Annotated in this window: 29 protein-coding genes, 1 tRNA gene and 3 rRNA genes; 2 read left to right on the top strand and 31 right to left on the bottom strand. The window is 44.6% G+C overall.

Going from position 1 to position 24,156, the window contains the following annotated elements; translation table 11 throughout:
* Position 1: 1 nt before the first annotated feature.
* The 4 genes from G4P54_RS00955 to G4P54_RS00940 all read right to left on the bottom strand — a co-directional run bounded on the left by G4P54_RS00955 (position 2) and on the right by G4P54_RS00940 (position 4,937).
* A tRNA-Asn gene (locus tag G4P54_RS00955) sits at positions 2-76 on the bottom strand.
* Positions 77-120: 44 nt separating this feature from the next.
* Positions 121-236 (bottom strand): 5S ribosomal RNA (gene rrf, locus G4P54_RS00950).
* 54 nt (positions 237-290) lie between these two features.
* A 23S ribosomal RNA gene (locus G4P54_RS00945) occupies positions 291-3,218 on the bottom strand.
* A gap of 169 nt (positions 3,219-3,387) precedes the next feature.
* A 16S ribosomal RNA gene (locus G4P54_RS00940) occupies positions 3,388-4,937 on the bottom strand.
* Together the 16S, 23S and 5S rRNA genes with 1 tRNA gene alongside form the textbook arrangement of a ribosomal RNA operon.
* A 417-nt stretch (positions 4,938-5,354) precedes the next feature.
* Here G4P54_RS00940 and pdaB point away from each other — a divergent pair.
* Positions 5,355-6,119, top strand: a complete 765-nt coding sequence (gene pdaB, locus G4P54_RS00935) for a polysaccharide deacetylase family sporulation protein PdaB (RefSeq protein ID WP_024714067.1) — start codon at positions 5,355-5,357, stop codon at positions 6,117-6,119.
* Here the strand turns inward: pdaB and kbaA are convergent, their stop codons facing one another.
* The gene (gene kbaA, locus G4P54_RS00930; protein ID WP_167871501.1) at positions 6,120-6,716 is read right to left on the bottom strand and encodes a KinB-signaling pathway activation protein; all 597 of its coding nucleotides are present in this window, start codon (positions 6,714-6,716) and stop codon (positions 6,120-6,122) included.
* A gap of 109 nt (positions 6,717-6,825) precedes the next feature.
* Between kbaA and gerD the strand changes: the two genes are divergently transcribed.
* A complete protein-coding gene (gene gerD, locus G4P54_RS00925) occupies positions 6,826-7,383 on the top strand; it encodes a spore germination lipoprotein GerD (protein WP_167871500.1) in 558 nt (185 codons plus the stop codon).
* A gap of 35 nt (positions 7,384-7,418) precedes the next feature.
* On the opposite strand, the gene salA is transcribed toward gerD, so the two are convergent.
* The 26 genes from salA to rpsN form a co-directional block, all read right to left on the bottom strand.
* Complete coding sequence (gene salA, locus G4P54_RS00920; RefSeq protein WP_167871499.1) at positions 7,419-8,477, bottom strand: iron-sulfur carrier protein/transcriptional regulator SalA; 1,059 nt, start codon at positions 8,475-8,477, stop codon at positions 7,419-7,421.
* Positions 8,478-8,572: 95 nt separating this feature from the next.
* Positions 8,573-9,286 (bottom strand): N-acetylmuramoyl-L-alanine amidase CwlD, encoded by a 714-nt coding sequence (cwlD, locus tag G4P54_RS00915; RefSeq protein ID WP_167871498.1) that lies wholly within the window; start codon positions 9,284-9,286, stop codon positions 8,573-8,575.
* A 59-nt stretch (positions 9,287-9,345) separates the two neighbouring features.
* Entirely contained in the window at positions 9,346-9,789 is a 444-nt protein-coding gene (locus tag G4P54_RS00910; RefSeq protein WP_167871497.1) for a YbaK family protein, read from the bottom strand.
* Between the two features lie 194 nt (positions 9,790-9,983).
* Positions 9,984-10,751, bottom strand: coding sequence for a class I SAM-dependent methyltransferase (locus G4P54_RS00905; protein ID WP_167871496.1), 768 nt, complete (start codon positions 10,749-10,751; stop codon positions 9,984-9,986).
* A gap of 456 nt (positions 10,752-11,207) precedes the next feature.
* Positions 11,208-11,600 (bottom strand): 30S ribosomal protein S9, encoded by a 393-nt coding sequence (gene rpsI / locus G4P54_RS00900; RefSeq protein WP_003225846.1) that lies wholly within the window; start codon positions 11,598-11,600, stop codon positions 11,208-11,210.
* Between the two features lie 20 nt (positions 11,601-11,620).
* Positions 11,621-12,058, bottom strand: coding sequence for a 50S ribosomal protein L13 (gene rplM / locus G4P54_RS00895; RefSeq protein ID WP_003225844.1), 438 nt, complete (start codon positions 12,056-12,058; stop codon positions 11,621-11,623).
* 161 nt (positions 12,059-12,219) lie between these two features.
* The gene (gene truA, locus G4P54_RS00890; protein WP_167871495.1) at positions 12,220-12,963 is read right to left on the bottom strand and encodes a tRNA pseudouridine(38-40) synthase TruA; all 744 of its coding nucleotides are present in this window, start codon (positions 12,961-12,963) and stop codon (positions 12,220-12,222) included.
* 9 nt (positions 12,964-12,972) lie between these two features.
* On the bottom strand, positions 12,973-13,770 hold the full coding sequence (locus G4P54_RS00885) for an energy-coupling factor transporter transmembrane component T family protein (protein WP_024714059.1): 798 nt from the start codon (positions 13,768-13,770) through the stop codon (positions 12,973-12,975).
* The gene (locus tag G4P54_RS00880; protein WP_167871494.1) at positions 13,767-14,636 is read right to left on the bottom strand and encodes an energy-coupling factor ABC transporter ATP-binding protein; all 870 of its coding nucleotides are present in this window, start codon (positions 14,634-14,636) and stop codon (positions 13,767-13,769) included. Before G4P54_RS00880 ends, G4P54_RS00885 begins: the two co-directional genes overlap by 4 nt.
* A complete protein-coding gene (locus G4P54_RS00875; RefSeq protein ID WP_014112350.1) occupies positions 14,612-15,457 on the bottom strand; it encodes an energy-coupling factor ABC transporter ATP-binding protein in 846 nt (281 codons plus the stop codon). Before G4P54_RS00875 ends, G4P54_RS00880 begins: the two co-directional genes overlap by 25 nt.
* A gap of 130 nt (positions 15,458-15,587) precedes the next feature.
* The gene (rplQ, locus tag G4P54_RS00870) at positions 15,588-15,950 is read right to left on the bottom strand and encodes a 50S ribosomal protein L17 (protein WP_003225836.1); all 363 of its coding nucleotides are present in this window, start codon (positions 15,948-15,950) and stop codon (positions 15,588-15,590) included.
* 83 nt (positions 15,951-16,033) lie between these two features.
* Entirely contained in the window at positions 16,034-16,978 is a 945-nt protein-coding gene (locus G4P54_RS00865; protein ID WP_024714056.1) for a DNA-directed RNA polymerase subunit alpha, read from the bottom strand.
* Between the two features lie 176 nt (positions 16,979-17,154).
* Positions 17,155-17,550, bottom strand: a complete 396-nt coding sequence (gene rpsK, locus G4P54_RS00860) for a 30S ribosomal protein S11 (RefSeq protein ID WP_009966385.1) — start codon at positions 17,548-17,550, stop codon at positions 17,155-17,157.
* Positions 17,551-17,569: 19 nt separating this feature from the next.
* A complete protein-coding gene (gene rpsM / locus G4P54_RS00855; RefSeq protein ID WP_003235095.1) occupies positions 17,570-17,935 on the bottom strand; it encodes a 30S ribosomal protein S13 in 366 nt (121 codons plus the stop codon).
* Between the two features lie 22 nt (positions 17,936-17,957).
* A complete protein-coding gene (gene rpmJ, locus G4P54_RS00850) occupies positions 17,958-18,071 on the bottom strand; it encodes a 50S ribosomal protein L36 (protein ID WP_003156543.1) in 114 nt (37 codons plus the stop codon).
* A gap of 33 nt (positions 18,072-18,104) precedes the next feature.
* Positions 18,105-18,323, bottom strand: a complete 219-nt coding sequence (gene infA, locus G4P54_RS00845; protein ID WP_003156508.1) for a translation initiation factor IF-1 — start codon at positions 18,321-18,323, stop codon at positions 18,105-18,107.
* 310 nt (positions 18,324-18,633) lie between these two features.
* Entirely contained in the window at positions 18,634-19,380 is a 747-nt protein-coding gene (gene map, locus G4P54_RS00835; protein ID WP_167871493.1) for a type I methionyl aminopeptidase, read from the bottom strand.
* Complete coding sequence (locus G4P54_RS00830) at positions 19,380-20,030, bottom strand: adenylate kinase (protein ID WP_024714055.1); 651 nt, start codon at positions 20,028-20,030, stop codon at positions 19,380-19,382. The genes map and G4P54_RS00830 overlap by 1 nt, the downstream gene beginning before the upstream one ends.
* 54 nt (positions 20,031-20,084) lie before the next feature.
* The gene (gene secY, locus G4P54_RS00825) at positions 20,085-21,380 is read right to left on the bottom strand and encodes a preprotein translocase subunit SecY (protein WP_024714054.1); all 1,296 of its coding nucleotides are present in this window, start codon (positions 21,378-21,380) and stop codon (positions 20,085-20,087) included.
* 1 nt (position 21,381) lies between these two features.
* Positions 21,382-21,822 (bottom strand): 50S ribosomal protein L15, encoded by a 441-nt coding sequence (gene rplO, locus G4P54_RS00820; RefSeq protein WP_003225819.1) that lies wholly within the window; start codon positions 21,820-21,822, stop codon positions 21,382-21,384.
* Positions 21,823-21,852: 30 nt separating this feature from the next.
* A complete protein-coding gene (rpmD, locus tag G4P54_RS00815) occupies positions 21,853-22,032 on the bottom strand; it encodes a 50S ribosomal protein L30 (RefSeq protein ID WP_003156497.1) in 180 nt (59 codons plus the stop codon).
* A gap of 13 nt (positions 22,033-22,045) precedes the next feature.
* Complete coding sequence (gene rpsE / locus G4P54_RS00810) at positions 22,046-22,546, bottom strand: 30S ribosomal protein S5 (protein WP_003328273.1); 501 nt, start codon at positions 22,544-22,546, stop codon at positions 22,046-22,048.
* Positions 22,547-22,570: 24 nt separating this feature from the next.
* Positions 22,571-22,933: a 50S ribosomal protein L18 gene (gene rplR / locus G4P54_RS00805; protein ID WP_003241994.1), complete on the bottom strand. Its 363-nt coding sequence runs from the start codon at positions 22,931-22,933 to the stop codon at positions 22,571-22,573.
* Positions 22,934-22,965: 32 nt separating this feature from the next.
* Complete coding sequence (gene rplF, locus G4P54_RS00800) at positions 22,966-23,505, bottom strand: 50S ribosomal protein L6 (protein ID WP_004399690.1); 540 nt, start codon at positions 23,503-23,505, stop codon at positions 22,966-22,968.
* A gap of 29 nt (positions 23,506-23,534) precedes the next feature.
* Entirely contained in the window at positions 23,535-23,933 is a 399-nt protein-coding gene (gene rpsH / locus G4P54_RS00795) for a 30S ribosomal protein S8 (protein WP_003241998.1), read from the bottom strand.
* 31 nt (positions 23,934-23,964) lie between these two features.
* Complete coding sequence (gene rpsN, locus G4P54_RS00790) at positions 23,965-24,150, bottom strand: 30S ribosomal protein S14 (protein WP_003156488.1); 186 nt, start codon at positions 24,148-24,150, stop codon at positions 23,965-23,967.
* Positions 24,151-24,156 lie beyond the last annotated feature (6 nt).

Below are 24,156 nucleotides of genomic sequence, written 5' to 3'. Positions count from 1 at the left end.
ATGGCTCCGCAGGTAGGACTCGAACCTACGACCGATCGGTTAACAGCCGATAGCTCTACCACTGAGCTACTGCGGAATAATATAAGCTTCATAAACAAACATGGTAGATATAAAAAATCTGCTTGGCGGCGTCCTACTCTCACAGGGGGAAACCCCCGACTACCATCGGCGCTGAAGAGCTTAACTTCCGTGTTCGGTATGGGAACGGGTGTGACCTCTTCGCTATCGCCACCAAACAAATTGAGAGTGTTCTCTCAAAACTAGATAACAGGTGTGACATCATTCAACATGTGGTTAAGTCCTCGATCGATTAGTATCTGTCAGCTCCATGTGTCGCCACACTTCCACCTCAGACCTATCAACCTGATCATCTTTCAGGGATCTTACTTCCTTGCGGAATGGGAAATCTCATCTTGAGGGGGGCTTCATGCTTAGATGCTTTCAGCACTTATCCCGTCCGCACATAGCTACCCAGCGATGCCCTTGGCAGAACAACTGGTACACCAGCGGTGCGTCCATCCCGGTCCTCTCGTACTAAGGACAGCTCCTCTCAAATTTCCTGCGCCCGCGACGGATAGGGACCGAACTGTCTCACGACGTTCTGAACCCAGCTCGCGTACCGCTTTAATGGGCGAACAGCCCAACCCTTGGGACCGACTACAGCCCCAGGATGCGATGAGCCGACATCGAGGTGCCAAACCTCCCCGTCGATGTGGACTCTTGGGGGAGATAAGCCTGTTATCCCCGGGGTAGCTTTTATCCGTTGAGCGATGGCCCTTCCATGCGGAACCACCGGATCACTAAGCCCGACTTTCGTCCCTGCTCGACTTGTAGGTCTCGCAGTCAAGCTCCCTTGTGCCTTTACACTCTGCGAATGATTTCCAACCATTCTGAGGGAACCTTTGGGCGCCTCCGTTACCTTTTAGGAGGCGACCGCCCCAGTCAAACTGCCCACCTGACACTGTCTCCCCGCCCGATAAGGGCGGCGGGTTAGAAGGTCAATACAGCCAGGGTAGTATCCCACCGATGCCTCCACCGAAGCTGGCGCTCCGGTTTCCAAGGCTCCTACCTATCCTGTACAAGCTGTACCAACATTCAATATCAGGCTGCAGTAAAGCTCCACGGGGTCTTTCCGTCCTGTCGCGGGTAACCTGCATCTTCACAGGTACTATAATTTCACCGAGTCTCTCGTTGAGACAGTGCCCAGATCGTTGCGCCTTTCGTGCGGGTCGGAACTTACCCGACAAGGAATTTCGCTACCTTAGGACCGTTATAGTTACGGCCGCCGTTTACTGGGGCTTCAATTCGCACCTTCGCTTACGCTAAGCGCTCCTCTTAACCTTCCAGCACCGGGCAGGCGTCAGCCCCTATACTTCGCCTTGCGGCTTCGCAGAGACCTGTGTTTTTGCTAAACAGTCGCCTGGGCCTATTCACTGCGGCTCTCTCGGGCTTGCACCCTAACAGAGCACCCCTTCTCCCGAAGTTACGGGGTCATTTTGCCGAGTTCCTTAACGAGAGTTCTCTCGATCACCTTAGGATTCTCTCCTCGCCTACCTGTGTCGGTTTGCGGTACGGGCACCTCTCACCTCGCTAGAGGCTTTTCTTGGCAGTGTGGAATCAGGAACTTCGCTACTATATTTCGCTCGCCATCACAGCTCAGCCTTATGGGAAACGGATTTGCCTATTTCCCAGCCTAACTGCTTGGACGCGGATATCCAATACCGCGCTTACCCTATCCTCCTGCGTCCCCCCATTGCTCAAATGGTGAGGAGGTGGTACAGGAATATCAACCTGTTGTCCATCGCCTACGCCTTTCGGCCTCGGCTTAGGTCCCGACTAACCCTGAGCGGACGAGCCTTCCTCAGGAAACCTTAGGCATTCGGTGGAGGGGATTCTCACCCCTCTTTCGCTACTCATACCGGCATTCTCACTTCTAAGCGCTCCACCAGTCCTTCCGGTCTGGCTTCACAGCCCTTAGAACGCTCTCCTACCACTGTTCGAAGAACAGTCCGCAGCTTCGGTGATACGTTTAGCCCCGGTACATTTTCGGCGCAGAGTCACTCGACCAGTGAGCTATTACGCACTCTTTAAATGGTGGCTGCTTCTAAGCCAACATCCTGGTTGTCTAAGCAACTCCACATCCTTTTCCACTTAACGTATACTTTGGGACCTTAGCTGGCGGTCTGGGCTGTTTCCCTTTCGACTACGGATCTTATCACTCGCAGTCTGACTCCCAAGGATAAGTCATTGGCATTCGGAGTTTGACTGAATTCGGTAACCCGGTAGGGGCCCCTAGTCCAATCAGTGCTCTACCTCCAAGACTCTTACCTTGAGGCTAGCCCTAAAGCTATTTCGGAGAGAACCAGCTATCTCCAGGTTCGATTGGCATTTCACCCCTACCCACACCTCATCCCCGCACTTTTCAACGTGCGTGGGTTCGGGCCTCCATTCAGTGTTACCTGAACTTCACCCTGGACATGGGTAGATCACCTGGTTTCGGGTCTACGACCACGTACTCATGCGCCCTATTCAGACTCGCTTTCGCTGCGGCTCCGCATCTTCTGCTTAACCTTGCACGGGATCGTAACTCGCCGGTTCATTCTACAAAAGGCACGCCATCACCCATTAACGGGCTCTGACTACTTGTAGGCACACGGTTTCAGGATCTCTTTCACTCCCCTTCCGGGGTGCTTTTCACCTTTCCCTCACGGTACTGGTTCACTATCGGTCACTAGGGAGTATTTAGCCTTGGGAGATGGTCCTCCCGGATTCCGACGGAATTTCACGTGTTCCGCCGTACTCAGGATCCACTCAGGAGAGAACGAAGTTTTGACTACAGGGCTGTTACCTTCTATGGCGGGCCTTTCCAGACCTCTTCATCTACCTCGTTCTTTTGTAACTCCGTACAGAGTGTCCTACAACCCCAAGAGGCAAGCCTCTTGGTTTGGGCTGATCCCGTTTCGCTCGCCGCTACTCAGGGAATCGCATTTGCTTTCTCTTCCTCCGGGTACTTAGATGTTTCAGTTCCCCGGGTCTGCCTTCTCATATCCTATGTATTCAGATATGGATACCACTCCATTACGAGTGGTGGGTTTCCCCATTCGGAAATCTCCGGATCAAAGCTTGCTTACAGCTCCCCGAAGCATATCGGTGTTCGTCCCGTCCTTCATCGGCTCCTAGTGCCAAGGCATCCACCGTGCGCCCTTTCTAACTTAACCGTTAAAAAGAATCACTATGTGATATCTTGTCTTACTAATTGAATGTGATGTCTACTGTTATCTAGTTTTCAAAGAACACGTTTCGAAGGAATGATCCTTCAAAACTAAACAAGACAGGGAACGTTCTGTTTATAAGACCCAAGGTCTTATATTCCGTATATATCCTTAGAAAGGAGGTGATCCAGCCGCACCTTCCGATACGGCTACCTTGTTACGACTTCACCCCAATCATCTGTCCCACCTTCGGCGGCTGGCTCCTAAAAGGTTACCTCACCGACTTCGGGTGTTACAAACTCTCGTGGTGTGACGGGCGGTGTGTACAAGGCCCGGGAACGTATTCACCGCGGCATGCTGATCCGCGATTACTAGCGATTCCAGCTTCACGCAGTCGAGTTGCAGACTGCGATCCGAACTGAGAACAGATTTGTGGGATTGGCTTAACCTCGCGGTTTCGCTGCCCTTTGTTCTGTCCATTGTAGCACGTGTGTAGCCCAGGTCATAAGGGGCATGATGATTTGACGTCATCCCCACCTTCCTCCGGTTTGTCACCGGCAGTCACCTTAGAGTGCCCAACTGAATGCTGGCAACTAAGATCAAGGGTTGCGCTCGTTGCGGGACTTAACCCAACATCTCACGACACGAGCTGACGACAACCATGCACCACCTGTCACTCTGCCCCCGAAGGGGACGTCCTATCTCTAGGATTGTCAGAGGATGTCAAGACCTGGTAAGGTTCTTCGCGTTGCTTCGAATTAAACCACATGCTCCACCGCTTGTGCGGGCCCCCGTCAATTCCTTTGAGTTTCAGTCTTGCGACCGTACTCCCCAGGCGGAGTGCTTAATGCGTTAGCTGCAGCACTAAGGGGCGGAAACCCCCTAACACTTAGCACTCATCGTTTACGGCGTGGACTACCAGGGTATCTAATCCTGTTCGCTCCCCACGCTTTCGCTCCTCAGCGTCAGTTACAGACCAGAGAGTCGCCTTCGCCACTGGTGTTCCTCCACATCTCTACGCATTTCACCGCTACACGTGGAATTCCACTCTCCTCTTCTGCACTCAAGTTCCCCAGTTTCCAATGACCCTCCCCGGTTGAGCCGGGGGCTTTCACATCAGACTTAAGAAACCGCCTGCGAGCCCTTTACGCCCAATAATTCCGGACAACGCTTGCCACCTACGTATTACCGCGGCTGCTGGCACGTAGTTAGCCGTGGCTTTCTGGTTAGGTACCGTCAAGGTACCGCCCTATTCGAACGGTACTTGTTCTTCCCTAACAACAGAGCTTTACGATCCGAAAACCTTCATCACTCACGCGGCGTTGCTCCGTCAGACTTTCGTCCATTGCGGAAGATTCCCTACTGCTGCCTCCCGTAGGAGTCTGGGCCGTGTCTCAGTCCCAGTGTGGCCGATCACCCTCTCAGGTCGGCTACGCATCGTCGCCTTGGTGAGCCATTACCTCACCAACTAGCTAATGCGCCGCGGGTCCATCTGTAAGTGGTAGCCGAAGCCACCTTTTATGTTTGAACCATGCGGTTCAAACAACCATCCGGTATTAGCCCCGGTTTCCCGGAGTTATCCCAGTCTTACAGGCAGGTTACCCACGTGTTACTCACCCGTCCGCCGCTAACATCAGGGAGCAAGCTCCCATCTGTCCGCTCGACTTGCATGTATTAGGCACGCCGCCAGCGTTCGTCCTGAGCCAGGATCAAACTCTCCGATAAATGGATCACAGATTAAGTTCGCCGCATCCTGCGACGACATCTGTGTGACCTGCATCGTGCAGGCCCTAGTTTGACTGACTACGCACATCGCTGTGCGATTTATTTAAAAAATGAATTAACAGGTACGTTTTGTCTTGTTTAGTTTTCAAAGATCATGACTGCCGCTTAACGAAGCAGCTTTATTACTATAACATTCAGCCTCTTTTAAGTCAATAACTTTTTTCAAAGTATTTAATGAAGCTTTTAGTTGATGTCGGCTGTTTATCAGCGACGAATAATAATATATCACGGATATTATTAAAAGGTCAATAACAAATTTAAGCTGAATTTAAAGAAACTTTTTATCGGTTATATTCAATTGGCCATGCTCATAAGATGTAACACAAGAATGATGGACAAGATAAGGAGGCATCATCAGTGAATCACTTCTATGTGTGGCACATTAAACGGGTGAAACAATTAATTATCATACTTATCGCAGCATTTGCAGCAGCCAGCTTTTTTTATATCCAAAGAGCTGTCCCGCTTCCCGTGTTTTCAACTGACACTGGACCTAAAGCCATTTATAAAGGAGAAACAGATTCAAAAGACATCGCACTTACTTTTGATATCAGCTGGGGTGATGAGAAAGCAGAACCCATTCTTGATACTCTGAGGGCAAACGGCATTAAAAATGCGACATTTTTCCTTTCCGCTTCTTGGGCAGAACGCCATCCTGACACAGTGGCCCGAATCGTAAAGGATGGCCATCAAATCGGGAGCATGGGGTATGCCTATAAAAACTATGCCAATTTAGAGAGCAGCGAAATAAAGAAGGACATGAATCGTGCGCAAACCGCCTTTGAAAAGTTAGGGGTCAAAGACATACAGCTATTAAGACCCCCTACCGGCCAATTCAATAAGAAAGTTCTAAAGGTTGCAAAGCAATACAATTATACAGTCGTTCATTACAGTGTGAACTCTCAAGACTGGACAAATCCAGGAGTTGAAAAAATCATCGACAATGTGACCAAGCAAGTTGCCGGGGGAGACATTATTCTTTTACATGCCTCCGACTCGGCAAAACAAACAGAGGAAGCCTTACCCGATATCATCCATCAGCTGAAAGAAAAAGGATTAAAAAATGTAACCGTAGGAGATCTCATCTCAAATTCAGATGCCAAATCCGCGGAAGTAAAGTAATTACTTCGCTGCAAACTTCGGCAGCATCAGCAATTGGAAAGCATTGCACGCCATTAACGGAAAAAGCATTAAATAAAGCCAGTCCTCATCATTTACTCTTAGCGCAGGGAACCATTCTAATGCGGTAATCACAACCATCAAAAACAACGATGACATAAACGTTTTCTTAGAGGACTGCTTTTGCTTTATATAAGCTGTGATCACACCAAAGATCAGTAAAAACACCGGTAACCACGCATAGCCCGCCATCGATTCTCCGCTCTCTCCAAAAAACAAAAAACGAACGTACATGAGATCAAAAGCAACAAACAGTACGAAAAACAACTGAAGCAAATTCCATAGAGATGAGGACCTTAATATCTCAAGCGCAAACCGGTGAACTGTTAGAAATACGAAAAAACCCATTTGGCTGATCACACTGAAAATCATGCCCACGCCTATAAACCAAAATAAAACAGAGAAAATCTGTCCCGCTTCAAAAGCAAGAAACAGCCCCTTATATTCTCCCCATTTTAAAGCAAAACCAACCATACTCGTGATAAGCGCTCCAACAGCTAAAATAGAAAAGAAAAAACGAACTAAACCACGGCTTTTCATTTCTTTATTCAACCCCTCAAAAATCGCTGACTGCGATATTTTGTTATGTATAATTCCAAACAGGTGAATCATATTAAAGGTAAGACAAGTATGTGAAAGGAGCTTAAGTATGTCAAAAGCCAAAACGCTATTGATGAGCTGTTTTTTGTTATTATCTGTAACAGCTTGTGCTCCAAAAGACCAAGCAGCGGATATGGACTATGATCAGACCAAAAAAATGGTCGTTGATATATTAAAAACTGATGATGGAAAAAAAGCCATTAAGGAATTATTAAACGATGATGCGATGAATGAAGCGTTGGTGATTGACCAAGATGCGATTAAGGGAACGATAGAAAAAACACTTACCTCTAAAAAAGGTGAAGAGTTTTGGAAAAACATCTTTGAAGACACTGGTTTTGCCGAAGGATTTGCTAAAACTCTTCAGACAGAACATGAAAAAGTGATAAAAAAATTAATGAAGGATCCGGATTACCAGAAGATGCTGATGGGTGTTATGCAAGATCCGGGTATGAATAAAAAGTACAGCGAACTCGCAAAAAGCCAAGAATTCCGAAGTTATTTAGAAGAGGTTATTAACGAAACACTTTCTAGTCCGCTTTACAAAAAACAGTTCGAAGATGAGCTGAAAAAAGCAGCAAAAGACACTGCCAAAGAAAGCGAATAAGGAAAGCCGGGATATAGTATCCCGGTTCGCCTTATTTATACTTGCACTGACATTTTTGCAACTATTTCTTTTGCAATGTCCTGATATATTTCTCCGATGGGGTGATTTTCGTCATAAACAGACGGAGCAAATTGATCCTTATCCCAATCAGGCTGTTTCAGCGGGATTCTGCCGAGCAAAGGCACATTTAGTTCCTCAACTAGTTTATCTCCGCCGCCTTTTCCAAAGACATATTCTCTTTCCCCTGTCTTTGCGCTTTCATAATAAGCCATGTTCTCTATGACACCAACCACCTCATGATCGGTTTTAATCGCCATAGAGCCCGCTCTGGCCGCGACAAAAGCAGCCGTTGGATGCGGTGTTGATACGATGACTTCTTTGCAGCTTGGAAGCATTGTATGTACGTCGAGAGCAACGTCTCCTGTTCCAGGCGGAAGATCAAGAACGATATAGTCTACTTCTCCCCACTCTACTTCGTGGAAAAAGTTATTCAGCATTTTGCCAAGCATCGGCCCTCTCCATACGACCGGTGCATTTTCTTCTACGAAAAAGCCCATGGACATCACCTTTACCCCGAAGCGTTCAACAGGAAGCAGTTTCTCTCCTTCAATCGTTGGACGCACAGTGATACCCATCATATCCGGAACGCTGAAGCCATAAATATCCGCATCAATTAAACCGACCTTTTTCCCAAGACGAGCCAGAGAAATAGCAAGGTTTACTGACACAGTTGATTTGCCCACACCGCCTTTTCCGCTTGCTACAGCAAGAAAGACTGGCGGGTTATCCATATTTAACAATGTTTTTTTCTCAGCTGACGGCGCCCGGAATTTAGCAACCGTTTCTTCAGGCAGCTCTTCAAATCGAAGGCCGACCGTCTCAGCCCCTGCCCCTTTTAAGACGTTTACGATCTGTTGCTGAATCTGCATTTGTTCTGCAGTACCGGTTTTTGCAAGAGCGACTTTTACACTGACATGCCGTTTTTCAGGCTTTATTTTAATTTCCTTAACGGCATCCAATTCTCCCAGAGGTCTTTGAAGAAAAGGTTCGCGCATTTCACCAACTAGTTTTCTTACTTCATCTTCTCTCATCATCGAACCTCACCCTTTTGTGTATTCGTTTACAATCAATATTATATCATACATAAATGGCGGGTGTCTTATGCTTCGAACCGTAAGAAAACCCTCCTTTACTCCGGAGGGTCTCCTTTTTCTGTGAAGTATCGCAAAACGCCGTTATATATGGAAGATGCCACCTTGTCCTGGTATTTCGGTTTCCCGAGCAGCTTTGCTTCACTTGGATTAGATAAAAATCCGACTTCTACAAGCGCCCCCGGTTTAGTGACGTTTTGCATTAAGTAGATCCCATGAATTCGTTTTGCTTTCCGAGTTGTGTTTTCCAGATTTCTTCTCAACTCATCCTGAATGTATTTCGCGACTTTCTCATTTTCCGCATATTTTCCGTAATAAAAGCTTTGGGCTCCGCTCCATTTTTGCGACGGAATTGCATTGAGATGAATGCTGATATAGAGTTCCGCTTCTGAATGGTTTATTAATTTAACTCGCTGTCTTAAATCTTCCGCTTTTCGTCTGCTGTAGCCCTTTGTTCCTTCCGGAGCGAGATCGGTATCACTTTCTCTGGTCATGATAACAAGTGCTCCTTGTTCCTGCAGATAATCTCTGACTCTAAAAGCGACTTCCAGGGTTACATCCTTCTCTAACATCTTCCCGCCGACTGCTCCGCCGTCAGGCCCGCCATGACCTGGATCTAAATATATAATTTTCCCGCTCAAGGGCAGGCTCCACGGCTTCCAAGAATCATTATTGCTGAACTGATACTTAAATAGAAATAGTAATACAATGAAGCCTAACAAAAAAACGAGCCATTTCAGCTTTTTCCTCATCCCTTCCCCTCCCGCTTGTCCGTTATTACATAACTATGGGACAGGGCTGGGAAATATGATTACCGCATGCGAAGCTTACATTGTTTTTCTCTTTGGACAACCCCCGCTGTCCACCATTCTTTAATGAACTTGCGTGCTGCTTCATAAACCGTGTTTTTATCAAATGTCGCGTATTGCTCATGTATCCAATTATAGAGATAATCAAAAAACTCCAAACGAAGCTCTTTTTCTTCTCTTGCAGAGCGGGCACTGATGCTCTGCATGGATTCACCGTAATAACCAAATATCCCAAAACGCCCGCCTAACAAATAAGCTTCTATGGCAAAATCAATACAGCCTTCGCTAATAATCTCTCTTTCATCATGTAAAAACGGGAATAACGGTTCCAAACAGTCCCTAACAGACTGAATAATTTGTCTCAGAGAGAGTTCTTTGAGCAAGTTCTTTTCTAATTCAAAATCCTTTTGGCGTTTCACATCCATAAAAGATAGTACTTCTGCCATATAAATTCACTCTCCTTATACCGGTTATTTTGAGGTTTGGATGGTGAAACAATGCCCGAAATCGGTTGGAAATTCGTCCAAATGAAGGTGTAAATTGAGAAAATGAAGAGGGTTAGGCAGCTTTCTGCAGGGTGTGGAACAAACGTTCGTTAATGATTGTTAAAAAAGCAGCCCCTCTAATAGGCTGCTGCTCTTCATAATTTCACGCTTCTTGTTGCACAATATGTATGGATATATTGGTCCAAAACAAATCCGCCTTTATCTTCATAAAAACCAGTGACGATAAAACCGGCATCTATTTGACCCTTGATTTGGTCTTCTAAGGAATGGCCGAATTCCAGAGCCTCATTATTTTCAATCAGGCGTTTCACTTTATGTTTTGGAAGATCTTCTGAATCGGCATATGGAATGGAGTGTTTTACTTTTAAGATCCCTTGCTGTTCTAATTCTACATCAAACAGAAATACGACAGGATTGACAAAACCTGAGATTAGCGCGCCGTTTCTTTTCAGCACACGATGCGCTTCCTTCCAGACAGGGAGGACATTCTCAATAAAAACATTGGCAACAGGATGTACAATGACATCAAAAGATTCATCCTTAAATTGACTGAGATCGTTCATCGTTCCTTTGACAGTATGTATCGTAAGGCTATCGCGCTCCGCAACCATTCTATCCTGATCCAGCTGTTTTTCCGAGTTATCTAATACAGTGACATCCGCTCCTGCGGCTGCCAAAACAGGGCCTTGCTGGCCGCCGCCTGATGCCAAACAGAGCACCTTCAGCCCTTTGATAGGAGGAAACCAATCCTTTGGAACATTTTTCATTGGTGTTACCCTTAAATCCCAATTGCCTGCTTTCGCTTGTTCAATGACATGCTGCTCAACAGCAGCAGTCCATTCATTGCCTGTTTCTACTTTTCGATCCCAGGCTTTGCTATTATGGTCTACTAACGCATTCATGAATCTTCTCCTTACTTTAGTGTATAGAGTATAACAAATATTTCTAGATTGATACCGCTTTCCCTTTGCATATTTAGAAAAAAGTTCATAAAAAAGCAAAAAAATCACAAAGGTGATAAGTGATTTACGCCAGCTTACAGTTATTCGTCATATGTGTCACGAGCAAAGCGTTAGTTTTTCTCCGGACTATGATATAGATGAAGAATCTGCAGGGAGATTTAACAGATGGAGATCAGGGGTTAGAGTGAGCTGGACTGACGACATAACCATTAAAGCTTTAACCAGATTGCCAATTAGATGAACTGGTAATCAATGAAAGCTATCATGATTATTACAGCGGGATGGTTTATAAGCAAGCATTTTGCTTAGTTCTTTCAAGCGTGCGCACAGGTGCCAAGATATTTAACAAAACAAAAAAGCTCCCAACACAAGGTCGAGAGCTTTGAAAACGTAAAATTAACGTTTTGAGAACTGAGGTGCACGACGAGCGCCTTTAAGACCGTATTTTTTACGTTCTTTCATACGAGCGTCACGAGTCAGAAGACCAGCACGTTTAAGTGTCGCACGGTATTCTGGATCTGCTTCAAGCAAAGCACGAGCGATACCATGACGGATTGCTCCAGCTTGACCAGATAAGCCGCCTCCATGTACGTTTACTAAAACATCATAAGTACCAGCTGTTTCAGTTAAAGTTAATGGTTGTTTGATATCTTCGATTAGAGCTGGAGATGGAATGTGCTCGCTGATTTCACGATTATTAACGACGATACGACCTTCTCCTGGAACTAAGCGCACACGCGCTACAGAACTTTTACGACGGCCAGTACCGTAATATTGAACCTGTGCCAAATTGGTAACCTCCTTTTTAATTAACCGCGAAGTTCGTAAACTTCAGGTTTTTGTGCTTCATGTGGATGCTCAGAACCACGGTATACGTTCAATTTTTTGAACATTTGACGACCTAGAGAACCTTTTGGAAGCATGCCTTTGATAGCAAGCTCAAGCATTTTCTCAGGGTAGTTTGTACGCATTTCAAGAGCAGTTCTTGATTTTAATCCGCCTGGATGTTGAGTGTGACGGTAGTAGATTTTGTCAGTTAACTTTTTACCAGTTAACTCGATTTTTTCAGCGTTGATGATGATCACATGATCTCCAGTATCAACGTGTGGTGTGTAAGTCGGTTTGTGTTTTCCGCGAAGGATAGATGCAACTTCTGTAGAAAGACGTCCTAGAGTCTTGCCAGCAGCATCAACAACTAACCACTTGCGTTCAATAGTACTTGCGTTAGCCATAGGTGTTGTACGCATTGAATTTCCCTCCTAAATGATCTGTCATTTTCAATAAACTTCGATTACGTTCTATTTCACAACACAATAAGTTCCGGGGCTTATCGTGGGGTTGAAATACATACCATATGATATCTTATAACTTTATGCAGACTCTGTCAAGAAAATATTATACACCTGGTTTAGTTGTCATAGTAAACGTTCCATAAATATAGCCCGTGCCCCGGTGCTGTGCGCCCTGCTGCTTCGCGATCCTTCGCTTCAAGCATGGATTTCACATCATCGGGAGAAATTTTTCCAGTACCTGCATCAAGCAAAGTACCCGCAATAATTCTGACCATATTATATAAGAAGCCGCTGCCTATGATCCGCATTTGCAGGCCATCATCTGTCTCAGTCCAATCAAGTTCGTAAATCGTTCTTACCTTGTCCTGCACGTCTGTTTTAACCGCGCAAAAGCTTGTAAAATCATGTGTTCCTATAAGATGCTTTGCCGCTTCTCTCATGTTCTGCACATTAAGGTGATATGAAAAATGGTAAGCGTAATGCCGTTTAAATACGTCCGGGTGTTTCTCCGTGTATACAAAGTAGCGATATTCTTTTTTGACCGCGCTAAATCGTGCATGGAACCCATCATCCGCAATTTCTGCCTGTTTAACTGCAATATCGTCCGGAAGCAGTGCATTTAAGGCGTACGGCCATCTCTCCGCCGGGATAGACAGCGGCGTATCAAAATGAATCACCTGTCCGGCTGCGTGAACCCCGCTGTCTGTTCTTCCTGAAGAAACGACCGGAATTCTGTCTTGCGATTTATGCAGGACAGCCAAGGCCTTCTCAAGCTCATTCTGAACCGTTCTTTTGCCCGGCTGAACCTGATAGCCGTAAAACAAATGTCCGTCATAAGAAATCGTGCATTTCAGTCTCATACAGCACCTCTAAGTCCTTAAGAAAAATAACAAAGCAGCCAGGATCATCAAGCTGACAATGACAGAAGTATCTTTTCCTGTCCATACAAGCTTTCTGTATTTCGTGCGTCCTTCTCCGCCTTGATAGCCTCTTGCCTCCATGGCTACCGCAAGCTCTTCGGCGCGTTTAAATGCACTGACAAAGAGCGGGACAAGAAGCGGGACGATAGCCTTCACTCTGTCTTTGACAGGTCCGCTTGTAAAATCAACGCCTCGCGCCATTTGAGCCTTCATGATCTTATCTGTCTCCTCCATCAAGGTCGGAATAAACCGCAGAGAAATTGACATCATAAGAGCCAGCTCGTGAACAGGAAGCTTTAATTTTTTCAATGGATTCAGCAGCTGTTCCATTCCATCGGTAATCTCAATCGGTGTTGTTGTCAGCGTCAGTAAGGTTGTGATGAAAATCAGATAGACAAACCTAAGAGAAATGAATATCCCTTGAACCAAACCGCCTTCATAGACTTTGAAAAAACCTATTTGAAGGATAACCGGTCCTTCATGTGTCATGAGAATGTGAAGAAGGAACGTAAAAAGGACAATCCAGATGATTGGCTTCAGCCCTTTCATTAAAAAAGAGAAAGGTACTCTTGTTAAAGAAATGACGCCAACTGTAAATAATCCAAGCAGCGCATATGTCTGCACATTATTGGCTAGGAATACGATGCAGACAAATAAAAAGATCGTGATGAGTTTTGTTCTGGGATCAAGCCGGTGGACCAGTGAAGAGCCCGGTACATACTTGCCGATAATCATGCTGTCCATCATAGGCGTTTCTCCTCCTGAAAAAGAGCACGTATTTCAGCTGCGGCATCCTCAATTGTAAGCATAGGCTCTTTAAATCTGACACCAAGTGCAGCTTCCAGCTGTCTTTGGAATTTTATCGTTTCCGGGAGATCCAGCCCCCAGCCAACCATCTCTTCACCTTGTAAAAATAAATCACGCGGACTGCCTGATGCTTGAATCGTTCCTTTGTGCATGACTATCATTTCATCAGCGTATGCAGCTGCATCCTCCATGCTGTGTGTCACAAGCATTGTCGTCAGGTTCCCACGTTGATGAAGCTCATAAAACATGTCCATAATCTCTTTTCGCCCTCTTGGGTCCAACCCCGCAGTCGGTTCATCCAGAACCAGCACTTCAGGATCCATTGCAAGGACACCGGCAATTGCAACTCTGCGCATTTGCCCCCCGCTTAATTCAAAAGGGGATCTGTCCAGAAGCTCTTCTGATAAACCTACAAGCTTCAGCATCTCCCTCGCTTTTTGTTCAGCATCCTCTTTTTTTACCCCAAAGTTCATCGGTCCGAACGATATATCTTTGAGAACTGTTTCTTCGAATAATTGATGCTCAGGAAATTGGAAAACGATTCCGACTTTTTTACGAAGGGCTTTCAGCTCTTTATTCTTTTTACCGGCCTGAATAACAGTATTGCCTAATGATATCTGTCCCTTCGTCGGCTTTAAGAGACCATTCAGGTGCTGAAGAAGAGTGGATTTGCCAGAGCCCGTATGTCCGATTACGGCTACGTAGCTGCCTTCTTTAATCGATGCATTGATATCATACAGTGCAAGGCGCTCAAACGGCGTCTTCATCTGATAACGATGCTCTACATCTTCGATTGTAATGTCCATAGCTCTTTCACCAGCCCTTCCTGAGTCAAATGATTTTCTTCCAAAGCCAGTCCATTTTCTCTTAAGAGCTGGCTAAGCTGGAATGAGAAGGGTAAATCAAGCCCAATTCGAACAAGTTCCTTATTCAATTTAAATATTTCTTCAGGCAGCCCTTCGGCATATTTTTTCCCGCCATTCATGACAATGATCCTGTCTGCTTTAGCTGCCTCATTCAGATCATGTGTAATAGAAATGACAGTCGCCATGCCCTGCTCCTTTAAATGCCTTACCGTTTCAAGCACTTCTTCTCGCCCGATCGGGTCAAGCATGGATGTTGCTTCATCTAAGATAATAATATCAGGACGCGCGGCAATTACACCCGCTATCGCCACTCTCTGCTTTTGGCCTCCGGAGAGATGGTGCGGCTCTTGATCGAGAAAATCTTGCATATTCACCTGTTTTACTGCCCAGTCTACTCTCTCAATCATTTCTTCCCGCGGTACACCATTGTTTTCTAAACCAAAAGCCACATCATCGCGAACTGTTGTTCCGACAAATTGGTTATCCGGATTTTGAAAGACCATACCGATCTTCTTACGCACTTCCCAAACCGATTCCTCTGTTAATTGAATCCCGGCAACCTCAATGTCGCCTGATTCAGGAAGAATTAAACCATTCAATGCCCGGGCCAGTGTTGATTTCCCTGAACCGTTATGACCTACAATTGCAAGCCATTCACCCTCATACACCTGCAGGGAGACGCCGTCTAGTGCTCGTCTTTCTGCGTCTTTCCGATACCGAAATACGATATCCTCTACCGATATCAACTGATTTTGATTCATGGAAAACCGGCCTCCTCTCAGCTAATGCTCTGCTTTTCTCTCTATATAAAAAAATTGCAGTATCTAAAAAAAGGGCATAGATCCAGTTAGAAACTGTCCCGCCCTTCTTTAGACACACAAAAATATGTGATTAAACCAATTCGATAATTGCCATTGGTGCTCCGTCACCACGGCGAGGACCAAGCTTCATAATACGTGTGTATCCACCTTGGCGCTCCTCGTAACGAGTTGCAATGTCAGAGAATAATTTTTGAAGTGCATCTTGGTTATTTTCTTCGTTTGCAACCTCGTTGCGGATGTATGCAGCAGCTTGACGGCGAGCGTGAAGATCACCGCGTTTGCCAAGCGTGATCATTTTTTCAACTACAGAGCGAAGTTCTTTCGCACGTGTTTCAGTTGTTTCGATTCTTTCGTTGATGATCAAATCAGTTGTAAGATCACGAAGCATAGCTTTACGCTGTGCACTCGTACGTCCTAGTTTTCTGTATGACATGTGATGTCCCCTCCTTTATTGGAATGCTGTTTCTGTTTCTGATTAATAAACACACGAAAATCCTAGTTCACAAGCGAAACTAGTCAATCGTCTTTGCGAAGGCCGAGTCCAAGTTCTTCTAGTTTCGCTTTCACTTCTTCAAGTGATTTGCGTCCTAGATTACGAACTTTCATCATATCTTCTTCCGTCTTGTTCGCAAGCTCTTGAACCGTGTTAATACCCGCACGCTTTAAACAGTTGTAAGAGCGAACAGAAAGATCCAATTCTTCAATTGTCATTTCAAGAACTTTCTCTTTTTGATCTTCTTCTTTTTCAACCATGATTTCAGCATGCTGAGCTTCGTCAGTTAAACCAACGAATATATTAAGGTGTTCAGTTAAAATCTTTGAACCAAGCGCAATTGCTTCTTTCGGTCCAGTGCTTCCATCAGTCCAAACATCAAGTGTAAGTTTGTCATAGTTTGCAACTTGGCCTACACGAGTGTTCTCTACCTGATAAGATACACGAGAAACTGGCGTATAGATAGAATCGATCGGAATCACGCCGATTGGCTGATCGTCTCTCTTGTTTGCGTCAGCAGGCGCATACCCACGTCCTCTTTGAGCAGTAAGGCGAACTCGAAAACTCGCATTCTCACCAAGAGTTGCGATATGAAGATCAGGATTTAAGATCTCTACATCACTATCGTGTGTAATATCAGCTGCCGTTACAGTTCCTTCACCCTGTACATCAATTTCTAGCGTCTTCTCTTCATCAGAGTAGATTTTCAATGCAAGCTTTTTAATGTGTAAGATAATCGTTGTAACATCTTCCACAACGCCTTCAATTGTCGAGAATTCGTGCAGTACACCATCTATCTGGATTGATGTTACAGCGGCACCAGGGAGAGAGGATAAGAGGATACGACGTAAGGAGTTACCCAGAGTTGTACCATATCCACGCTCAAGTGGCTCTACGACAAACTTACCAAATTTGGCATCGTCGCTGATTTCAACCGTTTCGATTTTTGGTTTTTCAATCTCGATCATTACTTAAAACCCTCCTTCAAAACGTCGAAACCTCGAATAGAATCATATGAGATTCCATCCGAAATTCCCCATTGTTTAGTCCCGTATGTGCTCAGGCAACGAGTCGGTGCATTCGTTTCATAAATAACTGTATCATAACCCATTATTGACAGGGACACAAAATCTATACAAACAAATTACACGCGGCGACGTTTTGGTGGACGGCATCCGTTATGAGGAACAGGAGTTACGTCTCTGATAGCAGTGACTTCTAGTCCAGCAGCTTGAAGTGCACGGATTGCAGCTTCACGGCCTGAACCAGGTCCTTTAACAGTAACCTCTAGAGTTTTAAGACCATGTTCGATTGAACCTTTAGCAGCTGTTTCAGCAGCCATTTGTGCAGCAAAAGGAGTAGATTTACGAGAACCTCTGAATCCTAAAGCTCCGGCACTAGACCAAGAAATAGCATTACCATGAGTGTCAGTGATCGTAACGATCGTGTTATTGAAAGTTGAACGAATATGAGCAATTCCAGACTCAATATTCTTTTTCACGCGACGTTTACGCGTGTTAGATTTACGAGCAGCAGCCATTGTTAAGAACCTCCCTTACTTATTTTTTCTTGTTAGCTACAGTACGACGCGGACCTTTACGAGTACGCGCATTGTTTTTAGAGTTTTGTCCGCGAACAGGTAATCCTCTGCGATGACGGATTCCGCGGTAGCTTCCGATTTCGATCAGACGTTTGATATTAAGAGAAACTTCACGGCGAAGGTCACCTTCTACTTTCAGTTTGTCAATAATATCACGGATTTTACCAAGTTCTTCTTCAGTAAGATCGCGCACACGAGTATCTTCAGAAACTCCAGCTTCTTTTAAAACTTGCTGAGCCGTTGTGCGGCCAATTCCGAAGATGTATGTTAAAGAAATAACAACACGTTTGTCACGTGGGATATCTACACCAGCAATACGAGCCATTCTCTGGGCACCTCCTTATAAATTATCCTTGTTTTTGTTTATGCTTTGGATTTTCACAGATCACCATTACTTTTCCTTTTCTGCGAATAACTTTACATTTTTCGCAGATTGGTTTAACTGATGGTCTCACTTTCATGTGTTTCCAACCTCCTTCAGTTTCCGGAGTGCTTTATTTGTAACGGTACGTAATTCTGCCACGAGTTAAGTCATATGGAGATAATTCTACCGTAACTTTGTCTCCAGGTAAAATGCGAATGAAGTGCATGCGGATTTTACCAGATACATGAGCCAAAACAGTGTGGCCATTTTCAAGTTCAACTTTGAACATCGCGTTTGGCAGTGTTTCGACTATAGTACCTTCCACTTCAATTACATCGTCTTTCGCCATTCAAGTGTTCTCCCTTCTTCAAATCAGTAACTTGCTTTCTGACAAATTTCAAAAGAAGTTTGTCACACGCCCTGTTTCGTTTATACTGTTCTGAACTTCCGGAGATACGCAATCATAAAGGGTTAAATGATTGATATTCTTTTTATTAGGAGAATGTAATGTACGCATTTCTCCGTCTGCAGTTAGTACATTGATGATGGTCAACAATTCCAATGACGGCGGCAAGATGAATTCGGTCCTGCCAATGTTCATCCAAACTTTCTGCCCTATCAAGCCGGAAAACATCTATCCTCGGAATTATTTTCATCACCTAGACTCTCGTCAGTATATCAAAACCCGTTTCCGTAATCGCAATCGTATGTTCAAAATGAGCACACTTTTTCCCATCTACCGTTACAACCGTCCAGTTATCAGCCAATGTTTTCACGTAGCGGCTGCCAGCGTTCACCATAGGTTCAATAGCGAGAACCATGCCAGGTTTGAGCCGTGGTCCTTTGTTGGGCGGACCGTAATGAGGAATTTGCGGGTCCTCATGCAAGTCTTGACCAACACCATGTCCGACATACTCCCTAACAACTGAAAACTGCTCATTTTCGACATACGTTTGTATTGCGTGGGAAATATTCGACAAACGTTCACCTGGTTTTGCTTCCTGCAAGCCTTTATATAAAGACTCCTCTGTCACTTCCAGAAGTTTTTTGTCATCATCACTGATGTTTCCTACTGGATATGTCCATGCAGAGTCACCATGATAACCATTTAATTTAGCACCGATATCAATACTGATGATGTCACCGTCCTTTAGCACCCTGCTGCCAGGAATGCCATGAACGAGTTCTTCATTAACTGATACGCAAATGCTCCCGCGAAACCCATTATACCCCTTAAAAGATGGGATTGCACCCTGCTTCTTAATAAAACGTTCGGCAATTTGATCCAATTCTTTTGTCGAGATTCCTGGTTTAATGTACTTTTTTAACTCTTCATGAGTTAAAGCCACGATTCGCCCTGCTTCCCGCATGATACCAAGTTCACGTGGGGTTTTACAGATAATCATTATTTTAATCCTCCAAGAAGATCCTTCACATCTGCGTAAACGTCTTGAATGTCCTGTTGGCCATTCACGTTTGCAAGATAACCTTTTTCAGCATAAAAATCGAGTAAAGGCTGAGTTTGCTTCATATTTACCTCAAGGCGTTTAGAGACGGTTTCTTCATTATCATCTGCCCGTTGATAAAGTTCTCCTCCGTCTTTATCACAAACACCCGGCGTTTTCGGCGGATTAAAGACTAAATGATAGGTTGTGCCGCAAACACTGCAAATTCTGCGTCCAGTCAGACGTTCCATTAGAGCGTCTTTGTCGACTTCAATGTTAATGACATAATCAATCGGCTTGCCGTATTCCTCAAGAATTTCTTCAAGAGCTTCGGCTTGAGCGACTGTTCGCGGAAATCCGTCCAGAAGAAAACCTCTTTCACAATCGTCTTTGCCAAGTCTTTCTTTTACAATTCCGATTGTGACTTCGTCAGGCACGAGCTCGCCCTTATCAATATAAGATTTTGCTTCGAGTCCGAGTGGTGTCTCTTCTTTCATAGCAGCACGGAACATATCTCCTGTTGAGATATGAGGAATCCCATAATCCTCAACAATTCGTTCGCCCTGTGTACCTTTACCGGCACCAGGAAGCCCCATTAAGACTAAGTTCATTCGGATTTCCCCCGTCCTCTCTTTATTAAGAGGGAATGGATAAATCCATTTCCTCTAGTTTTTCATAAATCCACGGTAGTTTCGTTTCACCAACTGGCTTTCTAGTTGTTTCATTGTCTCCAAGGCTACCCCGACAACAATTAACAAAGATGTTCCGCCAATTTGTGCACTTTGAGGCAATCCAGCGAATTGAATGAAAAAGATAGGAAGAATGGAAATCACGGCTAAGAATATAGAACCCACAAACGTAAGTCGATACAAAATGCTCGTAATTCTATCTTGAGTCATTTTCCCTGGACGAACCCCCGGGATATAGCCACCCTGTTTTTTAAGGTTATCTGCCATTTGTTCAGGATTAACCTGCACAAAAGCATAAAAGTACGTAAAGGCAATAATCAACGCAACATATATCGCCATACCCACCGGATGCGTATTATCAAAGTAGTTTTGAATCCACTTTGTCACATCGTTTGTTCCAAAGAATGACGCGATCGTCCGCGGCGTTATCAAAAACGCAACCGCAAAGATTACCGGAATAACCCCTGCAGGATTCACTTTCAATGGAAGGTGTGTAGACTGACCACCGCCAGCAGGTGAACGACCTGTGCCTTTAGCATATTGAATCGCAATTTTTCGCACAGCTTGCTGAATGAAAATAACTCCAACAATAACTGCTAAAATCGCAATCACAAGAAGTGCGACTTTCACAATATGAATAAACAGCTGATCGTTGCTGCCGACAAATTGAGTCTCATATATTTGTCCAACCGTTTTTGGAATACTAGACACAATCCCCGCGAAGATAATGATCGATATTCCATTGCCTACTCCATGAGACGTAATTTGTTCTCCAAGCCACATTAAAAAGGCAGTTCCGCCAGTAAGCACTAAAGCAATGATAAGATATGTCGATACACCGGAGTTCTCAATCAGCATACCGTTTGCCAGATTGTTGAATCCGTATGACATACCTAACGCCTGGATAAAACCAAGCACAATCGTAAAGTACCTTGTGAACTGAGCTAATTTACGGCGGCCAACTTCACCTTGCTTAGACCACTCGGTAAACTTCGGTACAACATCCATCTGAAGCAGCTGAATGATGATTGAAGCCGTGATGTAAGGAGTAATTCCCATTGCGAAAATGGAAAATTGGTAAAGCGCACCGCCGCCAAATGTATTAAGGAGATCAAAAACACCCATTTGAGACTGCGCCTGTAACGCTTTAGCGTTAACGTAAGGCACAGGAATAAACGCACCTATGCGAAAGACGATAAGCATGAGTAAAGTGAATATGATTTTATTCCTGATATCACTCACACGCATAAAGTTGGAGATTGTTTTAAACAAGTTAGATCACCTCAGCTGTACCGCCAGCAGCTTCAACAGCTTCTTTCGCAGAAGCAGAGAATTTATTGGCTTTTACAGTTAATTTTTTCTCTAATTTACCGTTGCCAAGAATCTTTACTCCTGCATTAAGTTTACTAATAACGCCAGTCTCAAGAAGAAGTTCAGGAGTGACTTCCGTTCCTTCTGCAAAACCGTTCAATTTGTCTAGGTTGACTACAGCGTATTCCTTGCGGTTGATGTTAGTGAAACCGCGTTTAGGAAGACGTTGGAATAAAGGCATTTGTCCCCCCTCGAATCCAGGGCGTACACCGCCGCCAGAACGAGCGTTTTGACCTTTGTGACCTTTACCAGCTGTTTTACCGTTGCCAGAACCAATACCACGACCAACGCGATTACGCGTTTTACGTGAACCTTCTGAAGGTTTTAATTCATGAAGTTTCATTAGGACACCTCCTTATCCGATCAATTATTTTTATTGTTCTTTAACAGAAACTAAATGAGATACTTTATTAATCATACCACGGATCGCAGCGTTATCTTCATGAACAACAGTTTGGTTTGTTTTCTTTAAACCAAGTGTTCTAACAGTAACGCGTTGGTCTTCCGGGCGACCGATTACACTTCGTTTGAGGGTAATTTCTAATTTAGCCATTAATGTTCCCTCCTTATCCTAACAGTTCTTCTACAGATTTTCCACGAAGCTTCGCAACGTCTTCAGCACGTTTAAGCTCACTTAAACCTTGAAGAGTTGCACGAATCATGTTGATCGGTGTGTTAGAACCTAGAGACTTAGAAAGGATATCAGCTACACCAGCAAGCTCAAGTACCGCACGTACAGGGCCTCCAGCGATAACTCCAGTACCTTCAGAAGCAGGTTTTAACAAGATGTTACCTGCACCGAAACGTCCGATGATTTCGTGTGGAATTGTAGTTCCAACCATTGGTACTTCAATCAAATTCTTTTTCGCATCTTCAACAGCTTTGCGGATCGCTTCTGGCACTTCTTGTGCTTTACCAGTACCGAATCCTACGTGTCCGTTTTTGTCACCGACAACGACTAGAGCTGCGAAGCGGAAACGACGACCACCTTTAACAACTTTCGCTACGCGGTTAACCGTAACTAAGCGTTCTTCTAACTCTAATTTGCTTGGGTCAATACGACGCATAATCATGTGTCCCTCCTTTTTTTATTAAAATTTAAGTCCAGCTTCACGAGCGGCATCAGCTAACGCTTTTACACGTCCATGGTATAAGTATCCGCCACGGTCAAATACTACGTCAGAAACGCCTTTTTCAGCAGCGCGTTTTGCAACTAATTCTCCAACTTTAGTAGCAGCAGAAGTATCTCCAGTGCTTTCAACGTTCAAGTCTTTATCGAGAGTAGATGCACTAGCAAGTGTAACACCATTTACATCATCGATGATTTGAGCGTAAATGTGCTTGTTAGAACGGAAAACGTTCAGACGCGGTCTTTCAGCAGTACCGGAAAGTTTAGCGCGAACACGAGCGTGTCTTTTAAGACGAGCAGCATTTTTGCTAGTTTTCGTAATCATCTAGGTCACTCCTTTCTTCACTTTAAGCGATCTTACTTAGCAGATTTACCTTCTTTGCGGCGAACAACTTCACCTTCGTAGCGGATTCCTTTACCTTTGTAAGGCTCTGGAGAACGTACAGCGCGGATGTTAGCAGCAATAGCTCCTACACGTTCTTTGTCTGTACCTTTTACAACTACTTTAGTTTGAGAAGGAACTTCGATTTCGATGCCTTCTTCAGGAACGATCTCAACAGGGTGAGAGTATCCAACGTTTAAAACAAGTTTATTTCCGGATTTAGACGCACGGTAACCGACACCGACTAATTCCAAACCTCTTTCAAATCCTTTAGATACACCTTCAACCATGTTGCCAAGCAGACTGCGAGTTGTACCATGCAGCGCACGGTGCTCTTTTTGATCAGAAGGACGAGCGACTGTAAGCACATTGTCCTCTACTTTAATCTCCATATCAGGGTGAAACGTACGAGTTAATTCTCCTTTTGGTCCTTTCACAGCTACAGTGTTGTTATCGTTTAACGTTACTGTAACATCAGAAGGAATCTCAAGTAACTTCTTACCTACACGAGACATACCAAACACCTCCATTCATGTTAAACTTCTTACCAAACGTATGCTAGAACTTCTCCACCAGCTTGTTTTGCACGGGCTTCTTTGTCCGTTAAAACACCTTGTGATGTAGAAATAATCGCGATTCCAAGACCGTTAAGTACGCGAGGTACTTCGTTAGATTTAGCATAAACACGCAAACCAGGTTTGCTGATTCTTTTAAGACCAGTGATTACGCGCTCGTTGTTTTGTCCGTATTTCAAGAAAACGCGGATGATACCTTGTTTGCTGTCTTCTACGAACTCAACGTCACGAATGAAACCTTCACGCTTTAAAATTTCAGCAATTTCTCTTTTCAATTTAGAAGCAGGAATTTCAAGCTTCTCATGACGTACCATGTTTGCATTGCGAATACGAGTTAGCATATCTGCAATTGGATCTGTCATAACCATTATATAATTACCTCCTTCCCTTTCTTGGGGATTACCAGCTGGCTTTTTTCACGCCAGGAATTTGTCCTTTATATGCAAGCTCACGGAAACAAATACGGCAAAGCTTAAATTTACGAATGACTGAATGCGGACGTCCGCAGCGTTCACAGCGTGTGTACTCTTGTACTTTAAACTTTGGTGTACGTTGTTGTTTCGCAATCATAGACTTTTTAGCCACGATTTC

This window comes from Bacillus tequilensis (assembly GCF_012225885.1).
GTDB classification, from domain to species: domain Bacteria; phylum Bacillota; class Bacilli; order Bacillales; family Bacillaceae; genus Bacillus; species Bacillus tequilensis.
Note: the sequence above shows the minus strand (reverse complement) of the source record. Positions and strands in the feature narration are given on the sequence as shown.